Source organism: Arthrobacter sp. TJ-236 (genome assembly GCF_058269235.1).
Genome location: NZ_JBZCNI010000001.1, coordinates 908,020 through 929,466, shown reverse-complemented (window position 1 = coordinate 929,466; position 21,447 = coordinate 908,020). Strand labels below are relative to the sequence as shown.

The 21,447-nt window shown below is 64.2% G+C and carries 17 protein-coding genes; 12 read left to right on the top strand and 5 right to left on the bottom strand.

Going from position 1 to position 21,447, the window contains the following annotated elements; genetic code table 11:
• Positions 1–55 precede the first annotated feature (55 nt).
• Genes glf through AC4D16_RS04300 form a run of 4 tightly spaced genes read left to right on the top strand, consistent with a single transcriptional unit; the run spans position 56 to position 4,869 of the window.
• Positions 56–1,243: a UDP-galactopyranose mutase gene (glf, locus tag AC4D16_RS04315; protein WP_490954073.1), complete on the top strand. Its 1,188-nt coding sequence runs from the start codon at positions 56–58 to the stop codon at positions 1,241–1,243.
• Positions 1,240–3,246 carry a glycosyltransferase gene (locus AC4D16_RS04310; protein ID WP_490954072.1) on the top strand — a complete coding sequence of 669 codons (2,007 nt, stop codon included), beginning with the start codon at positions 1,240–1,242 and terminating at the stop codon, positions 3,244–3,246. The genes glf and AC4D16_RS04310 overlap by 4 nt, the downstream gene beginning before the upstream one ends.
• Position 3,247: 1 nt before the next feature.
• Complete coding sequence (locus AC4D16_RS04305; RefSeq protein WP_490954071.1) at positions 3,248–4,141, top strand: ABC transporter permease; 894 nt, start codon at positions 3,248–3,250, stop codon at positions 4,139–4,141.
• 2 nt (positions 4,142–4,143) lie between these two features.
• Positions 4,144–4,869, top strand: a complete 726-nt coding sequence (locus AC4D16_RS04300) for an ABC transporter ATP-binding protein (protein ID WP_490954070.1) — start codon at positions 4,144–4,146, stop codon at positions 4,867–4,869.
• A gap of 61 nt (positions 4,870–4,930) precedes the next feature.
• Here the strand turns inward: AC4D16_RS04300 and rfbA are convergent, their stop codons facing one another.
• Together rfbA and AC4D16_RS04290 are read right to left on the bottom strand one after the other, a co-directional pair.
• Positions 4,931–5,794, bottom strand: coding sequence for a glucose-1-phosphate thymidylyltransferase RfbA (gene rfbA, locus AC4D16_RS04295; protein ID WP_490954069.1), 864 nt, complete (start codon positions 5,792–5,794; stop codon positions 4,931–4,933).
• 136 nt (positions 5,795–5,930) lie between these two features.
• The gene (locus tag AC4D16_RS04290; RefSeq protein WP_490954068.1) at positions 5,931–7,061 is read right to left on the bottom strand and encodes a polysaccharide biosynthesis protein; all 1,131 of its coding nucleotides are present in this window, start codon (positions 7,059–7,061) and stop codon (positions 5,931–5,933) included.
• A gap of 314 nt (positions 7,062–7,375) precedes the next feature.
• On the opposite strand from AC4D16_RS04290, the gene AC4D16_RS04285 reads away from it, so the two are divergent.
• The gene (locus AC4D16_RS04285) at positions 7,376–8,278 is read left to right on the top strand and encodes a glycosyltransferase (protein WP_490954067.1); all 903 of its coding nucleotides are present in this window, start codon (positions 7,376–7,378) and stop codon (positions 8,276–8,278) included.
• Positions 8,279–8,314: 36 nt separating this feature from the next.
• Here AC4D16_RS04285 and AC4D16_RS04280 read toward each other — a convergent pair whose 3' ends face one another.
• Positions 8,315–10,342 (bottom strand): DUF6541 family protein, encoded by a 2,028-nt coding sequence (locus AC4D16_RS04280; protein WP_490954066.1) that lies wholly within the window; start codon positions 10,340–10,342, stop codon positions 8,315–8,317.
• Positions 10,343–10,457: 115 nt separating this feature from the next.
• On the opposite strand from AC4D16_RS04280, the gene AC4D16_RS04275 reads away from it, so the two are divergent.
• The 4 genes from AC4D16_RS04275 to AC4D16_RS04260 are packed head-to-tail and all read left to right on the top strand — an operon-like array spanning position 10,458 to position 13,358.
• Entirely contained in the window at positions 10,458–11,432 is a 975-nt protein-coding gene (locus AC4D16_RS04275; RefSeq protein WP_490954065.1) for a glycosyltransferase, read from the top strand.
• Entirely contained in the window at positions 11,432–12,190 is a 759-nt protein-coding gene (locus AC4D16_RS04270) for a glycosyltransferase family 2 protein (protein WP_490954667.1), read from the top strand. The genes AC4D16_RS04275 and AC4D16_RS04270 overlap by 1 nt, the downstream gene beginning before the upstream one ends.
• Positions 12,187–12,585: a DUF2304 domain-containing protein gene (locus tag AC4D16_RS04265; protein ID WP_490954064.1), complete on the top strand. Its 399-nt coding sequence runs from the start codon at positions 12,187–12,189 to the stop codon at positions 12,583–12,585. Before AC4D16_RS04270 ends, AC4D16_RS04265 begins: the two co-directional genes overlap by 4 nt.
• Positions 12,582–13,358 carry a glycosyltransferase gene (locus AC4D16_RS04260; RefSeq protein ID WP_490954063.1) on the top strand — a complete coding sequence of 259 codons (777 nt, stop codon included), beginning with the start codon at positions 12,582–12,584 and terminating at the stop codon, positions 13,356–13,358. Before AC4D16_RS04265 ends, AC4D16_RS04260 begins: the two co-directional genes overlap by 4 nt.
• Here AC4D16_RS04260 and AC4D16_RS04255 read toward each other — a convergent pair.
• Positions 13,345–14,862, bottom strand: coding sequence for a lysozyme (locus AC4D16_RS04255; protein ID WP_490954062.1), 1,518 nt, complete (start codon positions 14,860–14,862; stop codon positions 13,345–13,347). The genes AC4D16_RS04260 and AC4D16_RS04255 overlap by 14 nt on opposite strands.
• Positions 14,863–15,284: 422 nt before the next feature.
• Positions 15,285–18,104 (bottom strand): zinc metalloprotease, encoded by a 2,820-nt coding sequence (locus AC4D16_RS04250; protein ID WP_490954061.1) that lies wholly within the window; start codon positions 18,102–18,104, stop codon positions 15,285–15,287.
• 318 nt (positions 18,105–18,422) lie between these two features.
• On the opposite strand from AC4D16_RS04250, the gene AC4D16_RS04245 reads away from it, so the two are divergent.
• From AC4D16_RS04245 to AC4D16_RS04235, 3 genes are read left to right on the top strand one after another with little or no spacing between them, the layout of a single operon-like run.
• Entirely contained in the window at positions 18,423–19,649 is a 1,227-nt protein-coding gene (locus AC4D16_RS04245; protein WP_490954060.1) for a TadA family conjugal transfer-associated ATPase, read from the top strand.
• Positions 19,646–20,503, top strand: coding sequence for a type II secretion system F family protein (locus AC4D16_RS04240; protein WP_490954059.1), 858 nt, complete (start codon positions 19,646–19,648; stop codon positions 20,501–20,503). The genes AC4D16_RS04245 and AC4D16_RS04240 overlap by 4 nt, the downstream gene beginning before the upstream one ends.
• A complete protein-coding gene (locus tag AC4D16_RS04235) occupies positions 20,500–21,441 on the top strand; it encodes a type II secretion system F family protein (RefSeq protein ID WP_490954058.1) in 942 nt (313 codons plus the stop codon). The genes AC4D16_RS04240 and AC4D16_RS04235 overlap by 4 nt, the downstream gene beginning before the upstream one ends.
• Positions 21,442–21,447 lie beyond the last annotated feature (6 nt).

Genomic DNA, 21,447 nt, shown 5'->3' with positions numbered 1-21,447 from the left:
AGCAGGCTGCGTCCTTGCGGCATACTTGGGAGTTGAATCCACCACAGGAGAGATTTTGAGCGTAGATCTAGTCGTCGTCGGTTCCGGCTTCTTTGGCCTCACGATCGCCGAGCGAGCAGCGAGTCAATTGGGCCTGAAGGTGGCCGTCCTGGACCGGCGCCACCACATCGGCGGTAACGCGTACAGCGAGAACGAGGCCCGAACAGGGATCGAGGTGCACCGTTACGGTGCCCACCTCTTCCACACCTCCAACGAGAGGGTCTGGGACTACGTCCACAACTTCACCGAGTTCACGAGCTACGTGCACAAGGTCTACACGCGCCACAAGGGCGAGGTGTATCCCATGCCCATCAACCTGGGCACGATCAACCAGTTCTTCCGCACCGCTCTCGGTCCCGCCGAGGCACGCGCCCTGATCCAGGAGCAGGCAGGCGAGCTCGCGGGCACCGATCCGCAGAACCTGAACGACAAGGGCATCCAGCTCATCGGCCGGCCGCTCTACGAGGCATTCATCAAGTACTACACCGGCAAGCAATGGCAGACCGACCCGAAGGACCTGCCGGCTGAGATCATCTCTCGTCTGCCCGTGCGGTACACGTATGACAACCGGTACTTCAACGACAAGTACGAGGGACTGCCCGTCAACGGCTACACGGCGTGGATCGAGCGGATGGCCGATCACCCCAACATCGAGGTCCACCTCAACACGGACTTCTTCGACGAGGGCAACGAGTACTCGCGCTCCAGCACGCTGGGTCAGGTCCCCGTCATCTACACAGGCCCGGTGGACCGCTACTTCGACTACGCCGAGGGCGACCTGTCGTGGCGCACCATCGACCTCGAGGAGGAGGTCCTCCCCATCGAGGACTTCCAGGGGTGTTCGGTCATGAACTACCCGGATGAGGACGCCGCCTACACGCGGATCCACGAGTTCCGTCACTTCCACCCCGAGCGCTCGTACACGAAGGACGCAACGGTGATCATGCGGGAGTACTCACGCTTCGCGGAGAAGGACGACGAGCCCTACTACCCGATCAACACCTCCGAGGACCGCGCGAAGCTCACGGCCTACCGCGACCTGGCCAAAGGTGAGAAGTCGGTGCTGTTCGGTGGTCGGCTCGGGACGTACAAGTACCTCGACATGCACATGGCCATCGGATCTGCCCTGTCCATGTTCGACAACAAGATCACGCCGCACTTCACCGGCGGGCAGAAGCTGGAGAGCGGCGGAGTGGACGCATGACCGAGGACACGATGCAGGATTCGCTGAACGCGATCGACGGTACGGACAAGGCATGGCATACGCTCCAGCGCGTCATTTTGCCTCAGCAGAGCCAGATGGACACCGCGGGTCTCTACATGGACACCGGAAATGCGTTCGGCGTTCAGCTCAACACGACCGACGGTAGTGCGGTGTCCAGCCAGAACGCTGCCGTGGCCGATTCAAGCAGCGAGTTGCATGTCGAGGACTTCCGGTCACGTCGCTCCACGTCGGTCCGGCCCGGTGAACGCGTGTCCTTCGGAACCTACTTCAACGCCTTCCCCGCGAGTTACTGGCGGCGTTGGACTCCTTTGCGCACGGTTCGCCTGCAGATCCGCACCGAAGGTGCCGGAAGTGTCACCGTCTACAAGTCGAATGCCCGTGGAGCCCTGCAGCACGTGGAGACCGCAAGGGTCGAGGGGACGACGACGAGCGTCTTCGATCTCTCGCTCCAGCCCTTCGGCGACGGAGGGTGGTACTGGTTCGATCTCGTGGCCGGGAGCAAGAGCCTCGTCCTGAAGGAGGCCGACTGGCAGGCAGCTGGTGTCGAACCTCGCCGCGGCAGTATCACCCTTGAAATCACCACGCTGAACAAGCCGGACTTCTGCCTCAACAACCTCGAGATCCTCGCATCGAACCCTGAAGCAATCGTTGACGTCCAGGAGATCCTGATCGTCGACCAGGGCACCCAGAAGGTCGCCGACCAGGTGGGTTTCGACGACGTCGCAGCGCGCCTGGGCGGCAAGCTGCGCATCATCGACCAGGACAACCTCGGCGGCTCGGGCGGCTTCGCCCGAGGCATGTACGAGGCCGTCGAGAACGGCAGCGACTTCGCCCTCCTCCTGGACGACGACGTCGTGATGGAGCCGGAGAGCATCCCCCGTCTCCTCTCGTTCGCCACGCATTGCAAGACGCCCACCATCGTGGGCGGCCACATGTTCGACCTCTACAACCGGACCGTCCTCCACACGTTCGGCGAGATCGTCAATCCCTATCGTTTCCAGCCCGACCAGCCGGTTCCCGAGCAGGTCCTCGGCCACGACTTCGCGCGAGCGAACCTCCGCCGCACGCCCTGGCTGCACCGCCGTATCGACGTCGACTACAACGGCTGGTGGATGTGCCTCATCCCTACTCAGGTCATCCGGGACATCGGTCTGTCACTCCCCATCTTCATCAAGTGGGACGACGCCGAGTACGGACTGCGCGCCAAGAAGGCCGGCTATCCCACGGTGTCCATGCCGGGCGCAGCCGTCTGGCACGTGTCCTGGATCGACAAGGACGACATGGTGGGCTGGCAGGCCTACTTCCACACGCGCAACCGCATGATCGCAGCACTCATTCACAGTCCCTACGAGCGCGGGGGACGTGTGGTGCGCGAGTCCGGCTACTCGGACATCAAGCACCTCGTGTCCATGCAGTACCACACCGCGCGCGGTCGGGTCATGGCGATGCGGGACGTCCTCGAGGGACCGGCACAGCTTCACGACATCCTCGGCACCAAGCTGCCGGAGATCCGGGCCATGGCGAAGGGATACACGGACGCCAGGATCGAATCCGATCCCGACTCCTTCCCGACGCCGACGATGGACAAGCCGCCTCGACGTGGTCAGGGCTTCAGGGCGCCGTCCTACTCGACCCTGGTGCCGTGGGCCGTGAAGACGATTGCCCGTCAGTTGAGCGCCCCGATCTCCTCGGCGAGCCAGCAGCGACCCCAGGCCTTCGTCGCTCACCAGGACAACAAGTGGTGGCGTATGTCCCAGTACGACAGCGCGATCGTCTCGAACGCCGAGGGCACAGGCGCGTCCTGGTACCGGCGAGATCCCCGTGAGATGCGGACCTTGCTCGCAGAGGCAGGGCGACTCAACGCGGAGATCCTCCGCAAGTGGCCGAGCCTCAGCCGGCAGTACCGCGACGCCCTGGAGGACATCACCTCCTTCGAGTCCTGGAAGAGGACGTTTGAGTCCCACTCGGCAAAGGACGAATAGCGTGGGCACGTCCGAGCTGACAACACCGGGTCTCGGTGGTGGTCTCCGTGACGTCCTTCGGTCCCGGTACCTGCTCAAGCTGCTGGTCAGCAAGGAACTGAAGGTTCGCTACAGGGGGTCCGTGCTCGGGCTCCTATGGTCCTACGTGAAGCCCGGTGTCCAATTCTTCGTCTTCTGGTTCGCGCTCGGGATCTTTCTCGGGATGAATCGCAATACGGAGAACTACCCCATCTATCTGTTTTCCGGCATCGTCCTCGTGAACTACTTCAACGAGGCTCTGGGTAACGCCGCGCGATCCATCGTCGGGAACGGCGGACTGATCAAGAAGATCTATCTACCCAGGGAACTCTTTCCTGTGGCTTCGGTCTGGGTGTCCGGCGTCCACTTCCTCCCTCAGCTGTTGGTCCTTCTCATCGCATGCTTCATCGGAGGCTGGTCGCCGGGGCCGGTGCAGATCGCCGCGGCCTTCGCAGCCTTCGCGATCGTGAGCATGCTCGCCATCGGACTCGGGCTGTTCTTCGGAGCGGCGAATGTCTACTTCAGGGATTCCGAGAACTTCGTCGACATGCTGCTGATGATCGCCACGTGGGCCTCTCCGGTTCTCTACTCGTGGGTGATGGTGCGTGACGGGCTGTTCGACGCCTTCGGCCAGGACACCGGATCGATCCTGCATGCCGTGTATCAGACGAATCCGCTCACCATCGCGGTCGAATTGTTCCACTTCGCTTTTTGGATGCCGACCACCTCCGTGCCCAGGACCGATCCGCTGCTGGCCGTCCCCCCCAATCTCCTCGACGTCTGGACGCCGATAGGACTGGGAATCGCACTGATCGTGCTTCTGGCAGGTCAGTTCACCTTCCGGCGCCTCGAGGGCCGATTCGCACAGGAGCTGTAGTAATGACCATCGCAGTAGAGGTGCAGTCGATCTCGAAGCAGTTCGTGCTCAGACACACACGCTCCATCAAGGAGGCGTTCGTCTGGATCGTCAAGGGTCGGAAGGGCGACCTCTCGCAGAAGTTCCATGCTCTCGACAAGGTGTCGCTGACAGTGCAGCAGGGGGAGTCGGTCGCCCTCCTGGGTCTCAACGGATCCGGTAAGTCGACGCTCCTGAAACATATCTCCGGAGTGATGCTCCCCGACAGCGGCACTGTGAGGACGAGGGGTAGGGTCGCCGGCCTGATTGAAGTCGGCGCCGGGTTCCATCCCGACCTGAGCGGCCGCGACAACGTCTACCTGAACGGCGCCATCCTCGGAATGACGGAGGATCAGATCAACGAGCGGTTCGAGAGCATCCTCGACTTCTCCGAGATCGGCCAGTTCATCGATACGGAGGTGAAGTTCTACTCCTCCGGTATGTATCTCCGGCTTGCCTTCTCGGTCGCAATTCACACGGATCCGGAGATCTTCCTCATAGACGAGATTCTCGCCGTCGGTGACGAGCCTTTCCAGAAGAAGTGCCTGGCAAAGATCAAGGAGTTGGGAGAAGCGGGGAAGACGCTCGTGGTCGTCAGCCACGACCTCGACCTCGTCGCTCGTGTGTGTAAGCGAGGAGTGCTGCTCGAACACGGTCGGGTAGTTATGGACGGCGACGTCGCCGACGTAGTGGCACGGCTTCGCGCCTGAGCTTCGGGAGACTCGGGCCCGCCCACCGAGCTGCGGGCCCGAGCTGTCTATCGGTCGAACTTTATTGGCCGAGTAGGCCGAGGAGGTAGGCCCCGTAACCGCTCTTCACCAACACCTCAGCCCTGGCTTGGAGCTCCTGGTCGGTCAAGAAGCCCTGGCGCCACGCGATCTCCTCCGGAGCGCCGATCTTCAGTCCCTGCCGGTTCTCCACGGTGCGGATGAAGTTCGACGCATCATTCAGTGACTCGAACGTGCCGGTGTCGAGCCAGGCTGTCCCTCTCGGCAGGACCTCGACGTGTAGCTTCCCCTGGTCCAGGTAGGTCCGGTTGACATCCGTGATCTCCAGCTCGCCCCGCGGGGACGGCTGGAGATTCGCGGCGATGTCCACCACAGTGGAGTCGTAGAAGTACAGACCGGGCACCGCATAGTTGCTACGAGGCCGGTCGGGCTTTTCCTCGAGCGAGATGGCCTTTCCCTGAGCGTCGAACTCGACGACGCCGTAGGCGGTCGGATCGGCTACCTGGTAGCCGAAAACGGCTCCGCCTTCGATGTCGGCGAAGCGTCGCAGCTGGGTACCCATTCCCTGGCCGTAGAAGATGTTGTCTCCCAGGACGAGGGCCACGGTCTCGTTACCGATGTGTTCCGCGCCCAGGATGAAAGCCTGCGCGAGGCCGTCCGGCGAAGGCTGCTGCGCGTAGGTGATGGAGACGCCGAACTTGCTGCCGTCACCGAGGAGGCGGGAGAACTGGTCAGCATCGTGAGGTGTCGTGATGATGAGGATGTCACGGATACCGGCGAGGATCAGCGTGGAGAGCGGGTAGTAGATCATCGGCTTGTCGTACACCGGTACCAGCTGCTTGCTGATCCCCAAGGTGATCGGGTGAAGACGTGAACCGGTTCCACCGGCGAGGATTATTCCGCGCATGACGGACCTACCTTTCATTCTCAGTTGACATTGATGTTTCGCCGGGGCGGCCGCGGACCGATTCCCGCCTGAACGGGCGCATGGACGGCACCGACGGAGCCGTCTTTTGCAGCCGCTGCAATAGGGCGTGGACGGTTCACCTTCCACCGTCCGCAGACAGGGGATCAGCCACTTTTTCGGGTACTTCTCCGAGCGCACGCGCCATCCGAACTGCTTTCGGCAGCAGGATCAGGAACAACAGGCATTCGCTTGCCGCAACTCCCACCGCGATGACTGTCAGATGTCCGTCGATGGGAAGTGTCAGCATCAGAGCGATGCCGACGGCGCTCGAGCACAGGGTACCGAGCAGCACGTACGTGTCCTCACCCGCCGGAATCAGAAGGTTGCGAGTGAGAGGTGTGGCCAGATTGATGAAGACGAAGGCGACTCCGTAGAGCGCGCACGTTGCCTGTGTCGCAGCGACGTCGGCGCTGAACAGCACAGCAGATACAGGAGGCCCCAGGGTGGTGAGGATGAGCGCTCCCACCGAGCCGAGGATCGCGTGGCTGATGAAGGCCGCGCGATGCCGGCGAATCTGGTCCTTGCCGGTGATCTCGAGTACCCACCCCTGGAATGAATTGCCGAGGGCGATCGTGGTGAAGAGTCCGAAACGGTAGAGCTGATCGGCCGATGAATAGATGCTGGCGAGAGCAGCAGGCCCTCTCACTGTTGCCACCGGGACCGGCACCGAAGCGTACGCGCTGCCAGACACGTTCACTCCTGCTGACCCGATCTGCCTCTTCATCTCGCGCCAGGTGTCCCGGGGTGCTGGTCGAAGGCTGGTACCGCGCGTGAAGTGGACGTAGCGGAAGGATACGAGCGCGATGACCGTGAACAGCACGAGGAGCACGGGATAGATCATCACGCTCCTGGACGCTCCGATGAGGGGTATCGCAAGCAGTGCCGACAGGACGCGCGGCAGGGTATCGAAGATCCCCATCGAACGGGGCGATCCGATACCCACGCAGAACCAGGCGGGAGAGAACGCAGACAGAGCGGTTGCGAGAGCAACCGCGATGGCGTCCACGCGGACCTCATCGGCGGCGACCACGAGCGTGATCGCCCCGACGAGCGGAAGCACCAGGATGGCGAGTAGGCCGCGGGCGAGAAGACTCTGTCCGTACAGTTCGGCCCTTCGCTGCTCCGAGCCGGTACTGGCGACGAGTACCGTTCCTCGAATGTTCCATCCCCACATGATGGCGGTCGCCCCGAAGGCACCGATCGCCATGGCAGAGACGATGCTCGCCCATCCACCCGGGCCGACGACGCGAGCAATGACAGGGAGGAGGAGCAGAGGGATCAGGATCCCCAGCAGAGGAAAGCCCACGAACCCGCTGAGGCGCAGGATGACAGTCTTCAAAATCGCCTCGGTATCGTGGGGAAAATTACTCGACCAAGGGTACAGCGGAGCCGGTGTGACTCGGAACCGATCCGAGTGAGCGGGCGCCTCTCCTCGGGCGGAGTCGGTACGATCGGAGCACGACGAACACGGGGGACGATTCTCGTCCACAGTGACCACGCCAGCGAACCATCTCGGAGAACATGTCTGCCACCGATCCGACCATCGGCTTCTACCTTCCCTTCTGGGGAGACCTGGATTATCTGATCCTGGCGGTGGACAGCATCCGGCATCAGTCTGACGAACGGTGGAAACTCACTGTCATCAATGACGACTATCCGGATCCGCGCGTGGACGAGTACTTCGAGACGCTCGGAGACGAGCGTGTGGTCTACGTGCGGAACCCCGTCAATGTCGGTATCACCGCGAACTTCCGGAAGTGCGTCCGGATGGCGACCGAACCGCTCGTCGTGATCGTCGGCTACGACGACGTCGTCCTGCCCGGATACGTCAGTGCGGTCCTCGCGGCGCACCTCGCGTATCCGGACGTCGCAATCATCCAGCCCGGCGTCGAGGTGATCGACGCGGACGGCAGGCAGTCGACTCCGCTGGTCGATGTCGTCAAGCAACGACTGCTCAGGCCATCACGCAAATCGTCGGTGAAGCTACAGGGCGACCGTCTGACGGCGGGGCTCATGCATGGGAACTGGTTGTACTGGCCGTCGCTGGCCTTCCGACGCGAGGCCATCGTTCGGCACGACTTCCGCGATGAGTTCTCGGTCATTCAGGATCTGGCCCTGATCCTCGACGTCCTCGTCGAGGGTGAGTCCCTCCTGACGCTTCCAGACGTCGTCTTCCGCTATCGCAGACATGACGCGAGCGCTTCCTCGATGGAACTCGTCGACGGTTCCCGCTTCCGTGGAGAACGGGAGTTCTTCCGACTTGCTGCCGGGCTGGCGAAGAACAGGGGCTGGACGCGGACCGTTTTCGCCGCGAAGCTTCATGTGACCTCCCGGCTGCACGCACTGCTCCTGACCGTACGGGCTGCGAAGGCCCGCGACGTCAGGGGAGTTGCGTTGCTCCTCCGCCACGCGCTCGGCAACTGAACCGGAGGTGAGCGACCCGGAGCCCACGGTATGTGATCAGGAGCACCCGACGAATTCGTACAGCTTCGCCTCACCCTCCTGATCGATCAGCTCGAAATCGTCGTCGGATGCAATGTCCTCGAGCCCGGGGTATCGGTGGTTTCCCCCATGAACCTCTTTCGTTCCGAAGTCGAGGACGTACTCGATGTTCTTGCTTTCCGCCGCAGCACAGACACCAGGCCTGGAGTCTGCCTCTTTCAGGTATTGATCGATGGTCAGATCGGTCTGGCTGCTGTTGGAGAGAACGTGTTTGTATGTCGTGTCGCGGTTTGCCAGCGCGTAGGCGAGTGCTGCGCCTGTCCACGGATTGACGGCAATGGTGCCATCCGCGTCAGTCGTCTCGTCGAGTCGTTCTATCAATTCGAGCTCGTCCGAACTCACGAGATTCGAATCCGGCGTCACCGTGTACGACGCGCCGGCACTTGCCAGTGCTGCATCGATCGAGCGGTTGTTCAACAGCGGCGGAGCGACCACGAGAGCTGTGAACGCAATGCTGAACCCCAGCACCAGTGCGGGGTGAGAACGCCGAGGGCCGCCCGCTGCAGCGGCCCTGATCTTCCGCGTGGCAGACGCGATGAGGTAGTCCATCCCGATGATGGCCAAGGGCGCAGCGGTGAGCGGGGCGATTGCAGCGAGGCGGTACGGATCGTTGTACCAGACCCCGGTGATGTAGCTCCGTAGTTCGCTGATCTCGAAGCCGGCGGCGACGATGAACACGGCCGTCGAGATCGCGAATGCCCCGGCAAACCAGACCAATCGTCGCTCGCGAACACAGGCGATCAGTCCGACGACGACGAGCGCGCTGACCACCCACGCCGCAGGGCGCCCGAACGGCGCGTTGAGCAGCGCCTCACCCAGAGCCTGGGATGAGGTTTCGACGCGGTCCCAGAAAGCTGCGGCAGCAGGGGGGCGGACGATCTCCCAGATCTTGCCGAGGAGGAGAATGCCCAGGAGGAAGGCGGCGGTCAGGATCGAAGCCTGAAGATAGGAACGTGCGCGCAGGCGCGGAACGAGGAGCCCGGTGTACAGGGCTATCGTCATCGGCACGGACAGGGCGACGAGCGTCATCGCACCGTTCGGGTGAGCTACTGCGATGCCGGGGAGTGAGAGAAGAGCGAGGACGGCAGCCAGGATCCGTGGGATTCGGGTCGCCGGCGCCTGACCGAGTGCGGAGGCCAGGAGCGCGAGCCCTGCGGGCACCATGGCAAGGCTGAGGAGGTTGGGGTAGAGCACACCGAACTGGAGCAGCAGAACCGGGAAAGCACCGAAGGCCGCAACGATCACGCCGGCGGCGAGGATGGACGGCCTGCTCAAGCGGCTTAGCTGGCGCACGGCGAAGAGGCAACTCAGCGGCCAGATGAGGGCGCTGATCAGCAGATTCGCACTGGTCACACCTGTTGTCAGATCGACCCCTGTCAGTTGGATGATGAGAGCCGTGAATCCGTGCCAGGCGGCAGGGTAGAAGTAGGGCGCCTCACCCGCAGTGGTCATCGATGTGAGAGTCAGTGACGATGCGTCCGATGTGTTCAGGACATAGCGCACCGCATTCAGGTGGAAGACGTTGTCGAAGGTCTGGGAGAAGCTGGACGGGCTTCGGAAGATGCTGACGCACTGGATTCCGATCACCACCCCTGCAATCAGTGCGGCTCCGAAGTAGTAGGCGGACCGATCGCTGCCGGGGGTCCGAACTCCCACCGTTCCCGCGACATCCTCAGGCCCGACCACGCTGCCGCTCGTGGGCCCACCGGCTGTGATCCACCGGCGCGAAAGAAGTATCCGCACGCCCAGGCACAGGAGGCAGAGAACCGCGACGGCTCCGATGAAGACTGCCGGGCCCCACCCGATGCCTGACTTCTCGCCGAGGATGGCGGTGATACTGATGATGGATATCGAGATGAGCGGGGCCACGGCGATGGCGTCGAAGAGCCGCACGCGAAGAATCGTGGCCGCCACTGCGCCGGGCAGCAGCAGGATCACCGCTCCCACGAGGACGCTCGGTACAGCTCCGGCCCAGTCGGTCAGCATGCCGTCGATCGTTATCAGTCTCAATTCCTGAGTACTCGTGCGCCGCTCGCATGGGAACTCCACACCGCTCACGGCCAATTGGCACGAAAATTGGACGTCCCGTAGTTTTGGGAGCATGTACAGCACACGGCATGCGCGGACTTTTCCACCGGTCACAGAGTCTAGCTGTGCAGCTATCGTCTCGGCATATCGGCCCTCCAGGAACCTGATCGGGAACGTGAGCGCCCTTCTCGCCCAGTTCGAGCTCGTGGTGGTGGTGGACGACGGGAGCAGGGACGGTGAGGGTGTTGTGCGCGAATGCGCAGAACTCGGTGCGGTGATCGTGATCCAGCCGCAGAATCTCGGCATCGGTGCTGCTCTGAATCGTGGCGTGGCGGCTGCGCGCGCAGCTCGTCCTGACGTGGACGCGGTCGTCACCTTCGACCAGGACTCGGTGCCTCCACCCGGGCTTCTGCGGCGCTATCGCGCCGCTGTACTGAGCGCAGAGTCCGATGGGCAGGCGGTCGGTTCCGTGAGCCCCGCTGTGGTGGGTGCGAGAGCGGCCCGGATTCTCAGGCCGTCGGGGCTGTACGCACAAGCGGTCGAGCCCATCCAGTCCGGGCTTCTCATGCCGTTGGGCCTCTTGGATGAGATCGGTGGCTTCGACGAGGAACTCTTCATCGATGGAGTCGACACCGACGTTCATTGGCGAATGGTCCGATCGGGCTACGTGGGGATCGCTGCTGTGGACGTGGAGTTGCAGCACGAGCTGGGGGCACAGAGCCAAGCTCGATTCCTCGGTCGCCCTGTTGCCGTCCGTGGGCAGCCGCTGATGATCATGCAGAGTGCACCCTTCCGCTACTATTACATAGCCCGTAACCGGCTCCTGCTTCTGCGCAGACATCTCTTCCACCATCCGTTGCCCATGATCAGGGGACTCGTCCTCGACGCCCGGCACGTCGTGGTCGTGGCCGTCCTGGGATCGTTGCGGCGGGATCGTCTCGGGTACGCCGTCAGGGGCATTCGTGATGGTCTGGCTGGAACCACCGGCAGACTCGTCGAATCCGCCGCGCGATCGGAGCAGCGTCGCGTCAAGGGAGTCGAACAATGATGAACGAGAAGATCAGAGCTGGAGCGCAGGGTGTCCCGCGCTTGCTGGTGATCATGCCTGCCTGGAACGAGTCCGAGTCCGTGGGGGACACGGTCCGCGAGGTGCTTCGGACGGTGCCGGGGTGTGAGGTGCTCGTCGTCGACGACGGGAGTACCGATGGAACCGCGGATCTCGCCGAGGCGGCGGGTGCCTCCGTTCTTCGGTTGCCCTACAATCTGGGCGTCGGAGGCGCCATGCGGGCCGGCTTCAAGTACGCCCGCCGCTGGGACTTCGACCAGGCCATCCAGGTTGACGCCGATGGACAGCATGACCCGAAGGACCTCGTCGCTGTTGTCGGTGGTTTGCGGCACGCGGACATCTCGATCGGTGCTCGCTTCGCCGACAAGGGTGACTACACGGTCCGCGGTCCGAGGAAGTGGGCCATGAGTTTCCTCGGGCGATCGATCTCGTTGCTCGCGAGAACGCGTCTCACCGATGTGACGTCGGGCTTCAGAGCTGCTAACAGACGAGCGATCGCACAGTACTGCGAGCATTACCCCGCAGAGTATCTGGGCGACACGATCGATTCTCTCGTGGTCGCCATCCGATCCGGCCTCACCGTCACGCAGGTTCCTGTCGAGATGCGACCGCGTCAGGGTGGGCAACCAAGCCACAATCCTGTGAAGGCCGCCCTCTATCTCGGTCGAAGCGGCTTCGCGCTGGTGATCGCATTGACACGGAAGCGCACCCTGATCCCGGATGAGGAGTCCAACCGATGAGCACGTTGCTCCCTTTCCTGCTGGCTCTGGTGATCGTCGCCTTCATCGTGTGGTTGCTGAGGCAGCGCAAGCTGAGGGAGAAGTACGCGATCCTCTGGATCACCGTGGGTATCGCGACGCTCCTCCTCGCTGGTGCTCCGGGTCTGCTCGAGACCGTGGCATCAGTGGCGGGATTCGTCGTGCCGGCCAATTTCCTCTTCGTCGTGGCCATCGTGCTCCTTCTGGGCGTCTGCCTCCATCTGTCGCTCGAGATCAGCGTCGTGGAGGATGAGACACGGGCTCTTGCGGAGGAAGCGGCGATACTCCGGAACCACATCGAGCGACTGGAGCACCGCCTCGACGGACTGACCGCGATGCCCCCGCGCTTGAGCGATACCGACGGGGATGTCCGATGAAGCCGGTGAGGGCGAGCATCTGCATGGCCGCGTACAACGGGTCCGCCTTCATCGAGGAGCAGATCGCCTCCATTCTCGAGGACATCGCAGAGAACGACGAGCTCGTCGTCGTGGACGACAAATCGACCGATCTCACCGCAGAGATCGTCGGACGCATCGATGACCCACGACTGAGGCTCTATCGCTGGCCTGAAAACCGTTCCTACGTTCGTACGTTCAATACGGCTGCGGAGATGGCGCGGGGAGAATACATCTTCTTCGCCGACCAGGACGACGTCTGGGTCCCGGGTCGGACCGAGCGTCTCGTCGCCGCCCTGCACACGCACTCCGTGGTCGCGGGGAACGTGGCGTTGTTCGGCACGTCACCGACGCCTGCGCCCTGGTCTCTGCGCGAGAACGATTCGTCGCACCGGTTCCGTAACCTGGTCGGGACGCTCATCGGTTACCGCCCCTATTACGGCTGCGCCATGGGTTTCCGGAGGGACTTCGCCGATGTCGTGCTGCCGATGCCCGCCTACCTGTACGAATCCCACGATCTCTGGCTGGCGATCGCCGCCAACCTCGCTGGGGAGATGTGCCACGTCGAATCGCCGGCAGTGCTGTACCGGCGGCTGCACGATTCCAACGAGACTCCCCGGGGGTGGCGAAGTCCTCGGCGGATCCTCCTGGCCCGGGTCATGCTACTTCGTTGCGTCGCAACGGCGGCGGCGCGACTGCGTCGCCGCAGGCGGGCCGCCACCGTCGGACGTCATCCGGGGCTCAACGAGCCCTGACCACTCCGATCGACGTACCCCTACCGGCCGCCCAGCGCCCGGTGATCGCTCTGTCGCCATCGTTGCCGTAGGCGAACGCGCTGTCCGCACCGACGCGTATGTTGCTGTTGGCGAGGAACCATTGAGCACCCCGCTTCACGCCGACCGTGCTGTAACCGCTATTGGTCCAATCTCCGCTGAGGGGCGTGTCGGACGCGTTCCCGAACAAGAACGTGCCGGCTACCGTCGCGCGAAGGTTGCTGTTCGTCAGGATGAACTGCTTGGCCACCCCGTTCGGCCTTGTAACCCCGAGCGTGTCATAACCGTCCCTGTCCCAATCGCCGGTGATCGCGACATCGCCGGGCGCGCCGTACACGATGGTCCCGTTGGCCGGGCCGGTCGTATTCGAATTCCGAACGTGCGCCACGCCAGCCCTGAAGACACCGATGGTCTCTCTTCCATCGCCGTCCCAATCACCGCAGATCGGCTGATCAGGCCCGTCGCCGAAGGTGACCCTGGTTCCAGTATCGGTTGTCGACAAGCTGTTCCGGATTGTCCAGATACCGCCGAAGTAGGTTGCGGGCGTCGCGATGCCGTCGGCATCCCAGTCGCAGGACAGAACAGCATCGCTCGCGACGCCCACGGTGGAGTTCGTCGGGCTCGCACCGCGGTAATGGACTTCGTTCACGCCGGGCTGCACCTGTTGTTCGTTACCCGTGCCCGCATTGCGTGCGAAAGCAGACAGCTGCTCGGCGCTTCCGTTCCAAACGTTCGAGTCACCGACGAAGGGGCCCGTTGAGCTGTACTGCCAGACGGAGTAGAACGACCAGCCGCTCGGGAGCGCGCCAGCTCCGGACTGGTTGTAGGCGGCGATATGGAGGGGGTGATCATTGAAGGCGCGTGAGTTGCCTGTGCACCGGTTCCACCAGTCCGTGGTGGTGTAGATCATCGGAAGCCGGCCCGTTCGAGAGCGGACCGTGTTCGAGAAATCGCGGATCCATGACACCATCTGGCTCGCCGACAAGTTGTAGCAGTCGTTCCCCAGTGATGCGTAGGGGTTGTACTCCACGTCCAACAGCGGCGGGAGGGTCCGCCCGTCCGAACTCCATCCGCCGCCGTTGTCGATGAAGTAGTTGGCTTGAGCTGCTCCCGAGGTGGTCCCGGGCAGCGCGAAGTGGTAAGCCCCCCGGACCATTCCGACGTCAGCCGAGCCGCCGTACTGCTGATTGAAATAGGGGTTCTCGTACCCGGTACCCTCGGTTGCCTTCACATAGGCGAACCTGGAGCCCTGGTTGTACGCCGTCCGCCAATCGACCTCGAACTGGTGACTCGAGACGTCGATGCCCTGGATGCCCGTCGGCCGCCAGGTCGATGCTGCTGCTGCCGCGGCGCGCGACTCGTCAGCGATCTGCGCTGAAGCTTGCGCGACGCCGACGTCTTCGACGAGTGCGTTGAGGCGGGTCTCGCTACCGGTCGGCACCTGAGCGTCGCCGGACTCGCGCATCCGCTCGAGGCCCTGTCCCATGGAAGACCCAAGGGCCCCGATCTCCTCTGCAAGGGTGCGGGGCGCCCCGTCAGCCCCACTCGGCGTCGGCGTCGGCGTCGGGGAAGGAGGCATTGTCATGGACGTATCGGTCGGCGCGGGACTCGACGCGTCAGCGGAAGGAGCGATGGCTGGTGGATTGTCGACCGGCTCCGGTCCGTCCGTCGTCGGGCGGGGCGCGGCGGTCGATGGGGTGGGAGGGACGGCTGGTTGCGAGGTGGCGGCGGGGGAGGGCGACACGACGGCGATGGCGCCGGATGGTGAAGCCGGGATCAGCAGTGCGAAGCTCAAAGCGGCTACGGAGAGCCCGCGGAAGAACCGGGGACCTCCGTCCCCCCGGAACGAGTGGCGGCGGGGTGTAGTGGTGCAAGGCATGGTCATACTTCTTTCGGTTGTATCGGCCATCAGTAGCGGAGGTCGGCGCAGCCCAGCAGGCTGTTGCCGGTGGAGTAGGGCGAGGTTCCGATCGCGTACGTACACACCTGGTAGGAACCTCGCTGGGTGATCGGCGTCCGCGTGAGGTATCCGTGCTGACCGGAAACTCCGACGAAGCTATTCACGTCAGGTCTCGGGAGTCCTGTCGGGTAGGCGAATCCCCGTCGAGAGCCGTCCGGGTAGGTGATGTAGGTGTGGACCGTGGTCGAAGCGGGAGCCATGTCCCGGTCGAGTGACCATCCCCGAACCTCGACGGCGACACCGCTGCTCGTAGCGTCGATACGTGCCGTGTCGAGGGAACCCTTGGAGGCCTCGGCGAACCCGGTGGAAACCGCCGTGCATCCGAGCAACGGATTCTGGCTCGAGAACGGGCTGACGGCGATTCCGTAGGCACACACCGTGTATGTACCTGCGATGGGCGCGGCCAGTACCTGCTCGAAGCCATGCGCGCCAGGGACACCGAAGGCGCTGTTGACGTCGCTACGCGACATGTCGGCGGTGTGCGCGGTGCCGGTCGTGCGACCAGCAGGATCCGTGACGTAGAGGTGCACCGGGATGGATGCCTGAGCATTCTCGAGCTCCATGGTCCAGCCTCGGATGCGGAGAGTCGCCGCCGTCGAACTCTTCTCGACCTTCACTGCATCGAGGCTCCCGATCGGCAGGGCAGCACCCACCTGCACCGATTTGCACGGAAGCCCTTCGTTGAAGTTGAGACCGATCGCGAAAGCACACACCGTGTAGCGACCGGGTGCAGAAAGCCTGATGTCATCCACGAACCCGTGTTGCCCTGATACGGCCAGCACGTTATTCACGTCGGGGCGAGGCTTGTTCGCTGTGAAGGCGTACCCCGTTTTGCTCCCGTTCGGGGCGGTCACGTACACATGGACAGGTGTGCTCGACGCGGGGCGGGCCGGATCCATGGTCCACCCGCGCACGTTGAGGTTGACCGCACCCGAGGTCTGAACCACCTTCACTTCGTCAAGCACGCCCGTTGGCTGCTCCGCGCCACTCACGACCAGCTGCTTGCAGCCCAGGGCCGTGTTCTCCCCGCCGATGGCGAACAGACATACCTCGTAGCTTCCGGACCGGTCGACGGCGATGTCCCCGGTGAAGCCGTGGCTCCCGCTCAGGGCCATGGCCGCATTCACGTCCGGGCGACTGGCATCGGCGCGGAACGCGTAGCCGCGTCGGACACCGTTGGGGCCGGTGACATACGCGTGCGCTTCCGTGGATTCGGACGGGCGGTTCGGGTCCACGGCCCAACCCTGTACACGCACGTACGCGGTGTCCTCGTTACGAGAAGTCGAGACGCTGTCGAAAGACCCGATCGCGGGTCGGTTCGTGAGTTGGATCGTCACGCTCGCGGCGTCGTTGCTCACGGAGTTGATGCGTACCTGGGTGCCGCCGTGGGTCGTGAAGGTCTGACCCTGCTGCCATGTGAGCGACGAGTTCCCCCATCCTGAGCGTGTGCTGTTCGGGGTCAGCACGATCGACGCGTTGCCGCTCCATCCGAGCACGTCCTTCTTCGTGATCTTCACGCCCCGGTTGCCACCGGTCGCCGTCGCCGCGTCGAGGCCGACCGGTGCCCGCAGTTCCAAGTAGTACACCTCGCCGCTCGCGGGGTCGGTGAAGCGGACAGCCCTGTTGGCCGCGGTACCGGACCACGGCTGGAGGGTCACGGTCCGTGTCGACGACACGCTGCCGATGTTGAGGATCTCGTCGCCGCGTCCGAAGCCGCCGTATTCCCAGAGAAAGGCGTTGATCACCGGGCTGCTGATCTGTGCGTAACCCATGAGGTCGGTCGTGTCGCTGTACTCGGCCGAAGAGCAGGAGGGGTCGGCCCAGGACCCGCCCGAGCGCGGCACGTCGGAGCGAGCATTTCCGCAGTACAACGAATTTGCGTGGTGCAACCCGAGCACGTGTCCAAACTCGTGCGTCACCACATTGTTCGTGAGCGCGGAGGGGTAGGGCATGATCACTCGGCCGCTGGTGGTGCTGTCCGTGAATCCACCGCCGAGGATGCCCCACTGGCCGTTGTAGTTGAGGTCGGCATGAGGCACGAAGATCACCAGAGATTCGTACGGACGGTACTGCCAGTTGAGCTCCTTCGTCACGGTCGCCATGATGGTCTGGTAGGAGTCGGTGATCTTCGCTGCGGACGTACGGCGTAGCTCGGTCACCTTGTTGATCGACAGACGGCCCGCAGACACTGAGTTCCAGTAGGCATTCGCGCTCGTGATCGAGTTTCGCGCAGCAGTCATGTTGATCGCGTCGGTGTCCGCGACCGTCTTACCCGACAGCTGAACGGTGACCAAAGTGACGTTGAAGGTGCCGGTCCGAGGAGCTATGGCGGCCGAGCCAGCGCTACCGTCCAACCGCTGCGGCGACGCCGTCTTGATCGGGGTGATCGGCTCCGCGAAGTGTTCCCCGTAACGGGCGTTGGAGTTCGGATCTGCCAAAGGGTTCCACGAGAGGTCGGGGACGAAGGAGGTGATCTGGTCCTGCGAAGCTTCCGTGCCGAGCGCACCGGCGACCTCCCCCGCGGCTGGTGTCGGCCGGCTCGCGTCGGCAGGATCCGGGACGGCGGACGTCGGCGCGGCGGTCGGCGTGTCCGTTGCCTCGGCGACAGGAGTCTGGGAGGGCGACTGCGACGTTGCGGTGGGCGCCGAGGTCGCCTGGGTCGGCGGTGGGGGCGCCGTTTGCAGCGCCACCGCGGGAACTGCACCGCCCAAGAGACCGATGGACAGGACCGCGGCGCACAGGAGCCGAACGGGGAAAGGCAAGGTCACGGGTTTCTCCAGCAGAATCCGGGCGTTAGCCAGCGTGTGAAATCCCGTGCAGCCTACATTCGTGTTACCAGTGTGACGAACGTTTCGGATGTGAAGGCGGAATACTAGGTAAAACCTGCGCGTGTCGAGGTATTTACAGCGGCGTGTCGTGGGTGTGCGGGGGTGGCGTGGGTCTCAGCGTCCGGTGCATGAGGTTATGCACAGCCGACGCGCACGTCTGGGCACGCGCGTGTGCGCTCTATATTGTGAGGGAGTCACGAGCCGATCGGCTCCGATCCGCCGTTGTCATGACCGCGGGAATGCACACGGGGGATACGTATGGATGCTGTGCGACTGGTCGAGGACGAGGTGCGTGAGCTCATCCGCCGGCGTGGCCTCGACCCTGCACGCCAGGCGGTCGAAGTGCAGTCGCTCGTGCGGGACGCCGTTGCCGACTACGAGGACAGGGCGCTCCTCGGCGTTCTGCCTCCGCTGGGCCGGGGAGATCTCGCCCGCAAGCAGGTGTATGACGCCGTCGCGGGCTTCGGGGCCTTGCAGCCTCTCCTCGATGATCCCACCGTCGAGGAGATCTGGATCAACGCGCCGTCCGAGGTGTACGTCGCACGGAACGGGGAGTCGGAGCTCACTGCTCTCTCGCTCAGCGACCAGCAGGTCCGCGACCTCGTGGAGAAGATGCTTAAGTCCTCCGGCCGCCGCCTCGACCTCTCCTCGCCCTTCGTCGACGCGTCGCTGCCCGACGGCTCGCGTCTGCACGTCGTGATCCCCGATGTCACGAGGAACCACTGGTCCGTCAACATCAGGAAGTTCATCGCACGCGCGTCGAGACTCGAACACCTGGTCGAACTCGGTTCGCTCTCCCCCCAGGCCGCACGATTCCTGCACGCGGCGGTCGCGAGCGGCCTCAACATCCTCGTGTCGGGTGCCACGCAAGCCGGCAAGACCACCTTGCTCAATTGCCTGGGAGCATCGATCGGTCCCCGCGAACGCGTGATCACGGTCGAGGAGATCTTCGAACTGCAGTTGCCCCTGCGGGATGTGGTCGGTCTCCAGTGTCGTCAGCCGAACCTCGAGGGACACGGCGAGATACCGCTGCGTCGACTGGTAAAGGAGGCGCTACGCATGCGGCCGGACCGTCTCATCGTCGGTGAGGTCCGCGAAGCGGAGAGTCTGGACATGCTCATCGCCCTGAACAGCGGGCTGCCGGGGATGTGCAGTGTCCATGCGAACAACGCACACGACGCCATCACCAAGATCTGCACCCTGCCGCTTCTCGCGGGTGAGAACATCTCGAGCAGCTTCGTCGTGCCGACCGTGGCGTCATGCATCGATCTCGTCGTGCACTGCGCCCGGCTCTCCAGTGGCCAGCGGCGTGTCATGGAGATCATGGCCCTTGGCCGGAGGGTCGAGAACGGCGTCATCGAATCCTCGACCGTGTTCAAGCGTGTCGACGGTGTGCTCGAACTGACCGCCACCGGGATGCCGTCCGAGGAGAAGTTCGCCGCGGCCGGGGTGGACGTCTCGGCCCTCCTGGGGGCCAGGGCGTGAGCACCGCCCTCGGGATCGCGCTCGGAGCCGGCTTGTTTCTCATCTGGTGGTCCTTCTGGGAGCGCCCTGAACGTGCGCGGGCCGAGCAGGTGCGGCGACACCGCCTGGACGACCTCCTGTTGCGTGCAGGGATCGAACGCGTCTCGTCCACAGGTCTGATCGGATCGTGCATCGCGGTGGGCTCCTTCGTGCTGCTGGCCGGGTTCGTGCTCACCGCGTCGGTGCCGATCGCCCTGTGTTTCGCCCTCTTCGGCGGCTTCCTCCCCTTCACTGTCGTCCGGTGGCGGGCCGCGAAGCGCACGGCTTCCCTCCGCGAGCTGTGGCCCGACGTCGTGGATCATCTTCGTTCCGCCATCCGCGCGGGCCTGTCCCTCCCCGAGGCGCTGATGCAGCTCGGCGACAAGGGTCCCCTCGAGCTGCGGCCCGCCTTCCGCGCGTTCGGTGCGGACTACCGCGCAGGCGGACGGTTCGACGACGCCCTCACCCGGCTCAAGGAGCGCCTCGCCGACCCCGTTGCCGATCGCATCGTCGAGGCCCTCCGTATGACCAGGGAGGTTGGTGGGTCCGACCTCGGGCGCCTGCTCGGCACGCTGTCGGAGTTCCTCCGCGATTCCTCACGGACACGGAGTGAACTCGAGGCGCGTCAGTCCTGGACCGTCAACGCAGCTCGCCTGGCGGTCGCAGCTCCCTGGCTCGTGCTCATGCTCCTCGCGACCCGCCCCGAGGCCGTCCGTGCCTACAACTCCGCCGCAGGGGCTGCCGTCCTCCTCGGAGGTCTCCTCGTCTCGGTGGTCTGCTATCGCGTGATGCTGCGCATCGGGGCGCTGCCCGAGGACGAGCGGGTGTTGCGATGACCCCGGTGCTGGCCATCGCGGCCCTGTGCGGCGTGGTGCTCGGTGCAGGACTGTGGCTCGTCGTCGCGCGACTGCCTCCCATGCGTCCGGTGTCCCTGACCGAGCGGATCGCGCCACAGCTCCGCGCGGTGGACGTGCAGTCGCGTCTGCTCGCCGAGACGAATGCGGACGTCACGCCGTTCGGGCCGCTGGGTCGCATCGTCCGGCCCCTCCTGGTGGACCTCGTCACCTGGTCGCACCGCTTCAATCCTGCAGCGGCCACGCTGGCGCGTCGCCTCGCGCAGGCCGGACGGGGACAGAGCACCACGGACTTCCGCGCCCAGCAGCTGCTCTGGGCCGCGGCGGGCCTCGCGGCGTCCACGCTGGTGATGGTGCTTCTGGCGGCTGCGGGTTCCGTCAACGTGCCGCTGGCCGTCGTCATCATCCTCGGCTGCGCCGTCATGGGCTTCGTCGGACGCGACTACGTCCTGTCCGCCGACATCCGCCGCCGTGAGGCACGGATGCTTGCCGAGTTCCCCAGTCTGGCGGAGCTGATGGCGCTTGCCGTGTCCGCGGGCGAGAGCACCACGGGAGCACTCGAACGCATCTGCAGGACGGCGCACGGAGAGCTCGCGCGGGAATTCGGTCTGGTCCTGGCGGCGACCCGCGCCGGGAAGCCCCTGGTCGACGCACTGCAGGACTTCTCGCACCGCACCCGTCTGGCCCCGCTCGCGCGGTTCGTCGACGGGATCACGGTTGCCGTCCAACGCGGGACGCCGCTCGCCGACGTCCTTCGTGCCCAGGCTCAGGACGTCCGTGATCTCGCCAAGCGCGACCTCATGGAGTCCGCCGGGAAGAAGGAGATCGCGATGACGGTCCCACTCGTCTTCGGGGTCCTTCCACTGACCGTCCTGTTCGCCGTCTACCCCGGCATCGCTCTCATCAATCTGGGTTTCTGACCAATG

Coding starts and splice junctions, on each gene's coding strand:
- AC4D16_RS04285 (WP_490954067.1), top strand. CDS start 7,376: ATGTCTGCCACCGATCCGACCATCGGCTTCTACCTTCCCTTCTGGGGA.
- rfbA (WP_490954069.1), bottom strand. CDS start 5,794: ATGCGCGGAATAATCCTCGCCGGTGGAACCGGTTCACGTCTTCACCCG.
- AC4D16_RS04290 (WP_490954068.1), bottom strand. CDS start 7,061: ATGGCGATCGGTGCCTTCGGGGCGACCGCCATCATGTGGGGATGGAAC.
- AC4D16_RS04245 (WP_490954060.1), top strand. CDS start 18,423: ATGGATGCTGTGCGACTGGTCGAGGACGAGGTGCGTGAGCTCATCCGC.
- AC4D16_RS04300 (WP_490954070.1), top strand. CDS start 4,144: ATGACCATCGCAGTAGAGGTGCAGTCGATCTCGAAGCAGTTCGTGCTC.
- AC4D16_RS04280 (WP_490954066.1), bottom strand. CDS start 10,342: ATGCTGACCGACTGGGCCGGAGCTGTACCGAGCGTCCTCGTGGGAGCG.
- AC4D16_RS04235 (WP_490954058.1), top strand. CDS start 20,500: ATGACCCCGGTGCTGGCCATCGCGGCCCTGTGCGGCGTGGTGCTCGGT.
- AC4D16_RS04255 (WP_490954062.1), bottom strand. CDS start 14,862: ATGGGACAGGGCCTCGAGCGGATGCGCGAGTCCGGCGACGCTCAGGTG.
- AC4D16_RS04265 (WP_490954064.1), top strand. CDS start 12,187: ATGAGCACGTTGCTCCCTTTCCTGCTGGCTCTGGTGATCGTCGCCTTC.
- AC4D16_RS04310 (WP_490954072.1), top strand. CDS start 1,240: ATGACCGAGGACACGATGCAGGATTCGCTGAACGCGATCGACGGTACG.
- AC4D16_RS04260 (WP_490954063.1), top strand. CDS start 12,582: ATGAAGCCGGTGAGGGCGAGCATCTGCATGGCCGCGTACAACGGGTCC.
- AC4D16_RS04270 (WP_490954667.1), top strand. CDS start 11,432: ATGAACGAGAAGATCAGAGCTGGAGCGCAGGGTGTCCCGCGCTTGCTG.
- AC4D16_RS04275 (WP_490954065.1), top strand. CDS start 10,458: ATGTACAGCACACGGCATGCGCGGACTTTTCCACCGGTCACAGAGTCT.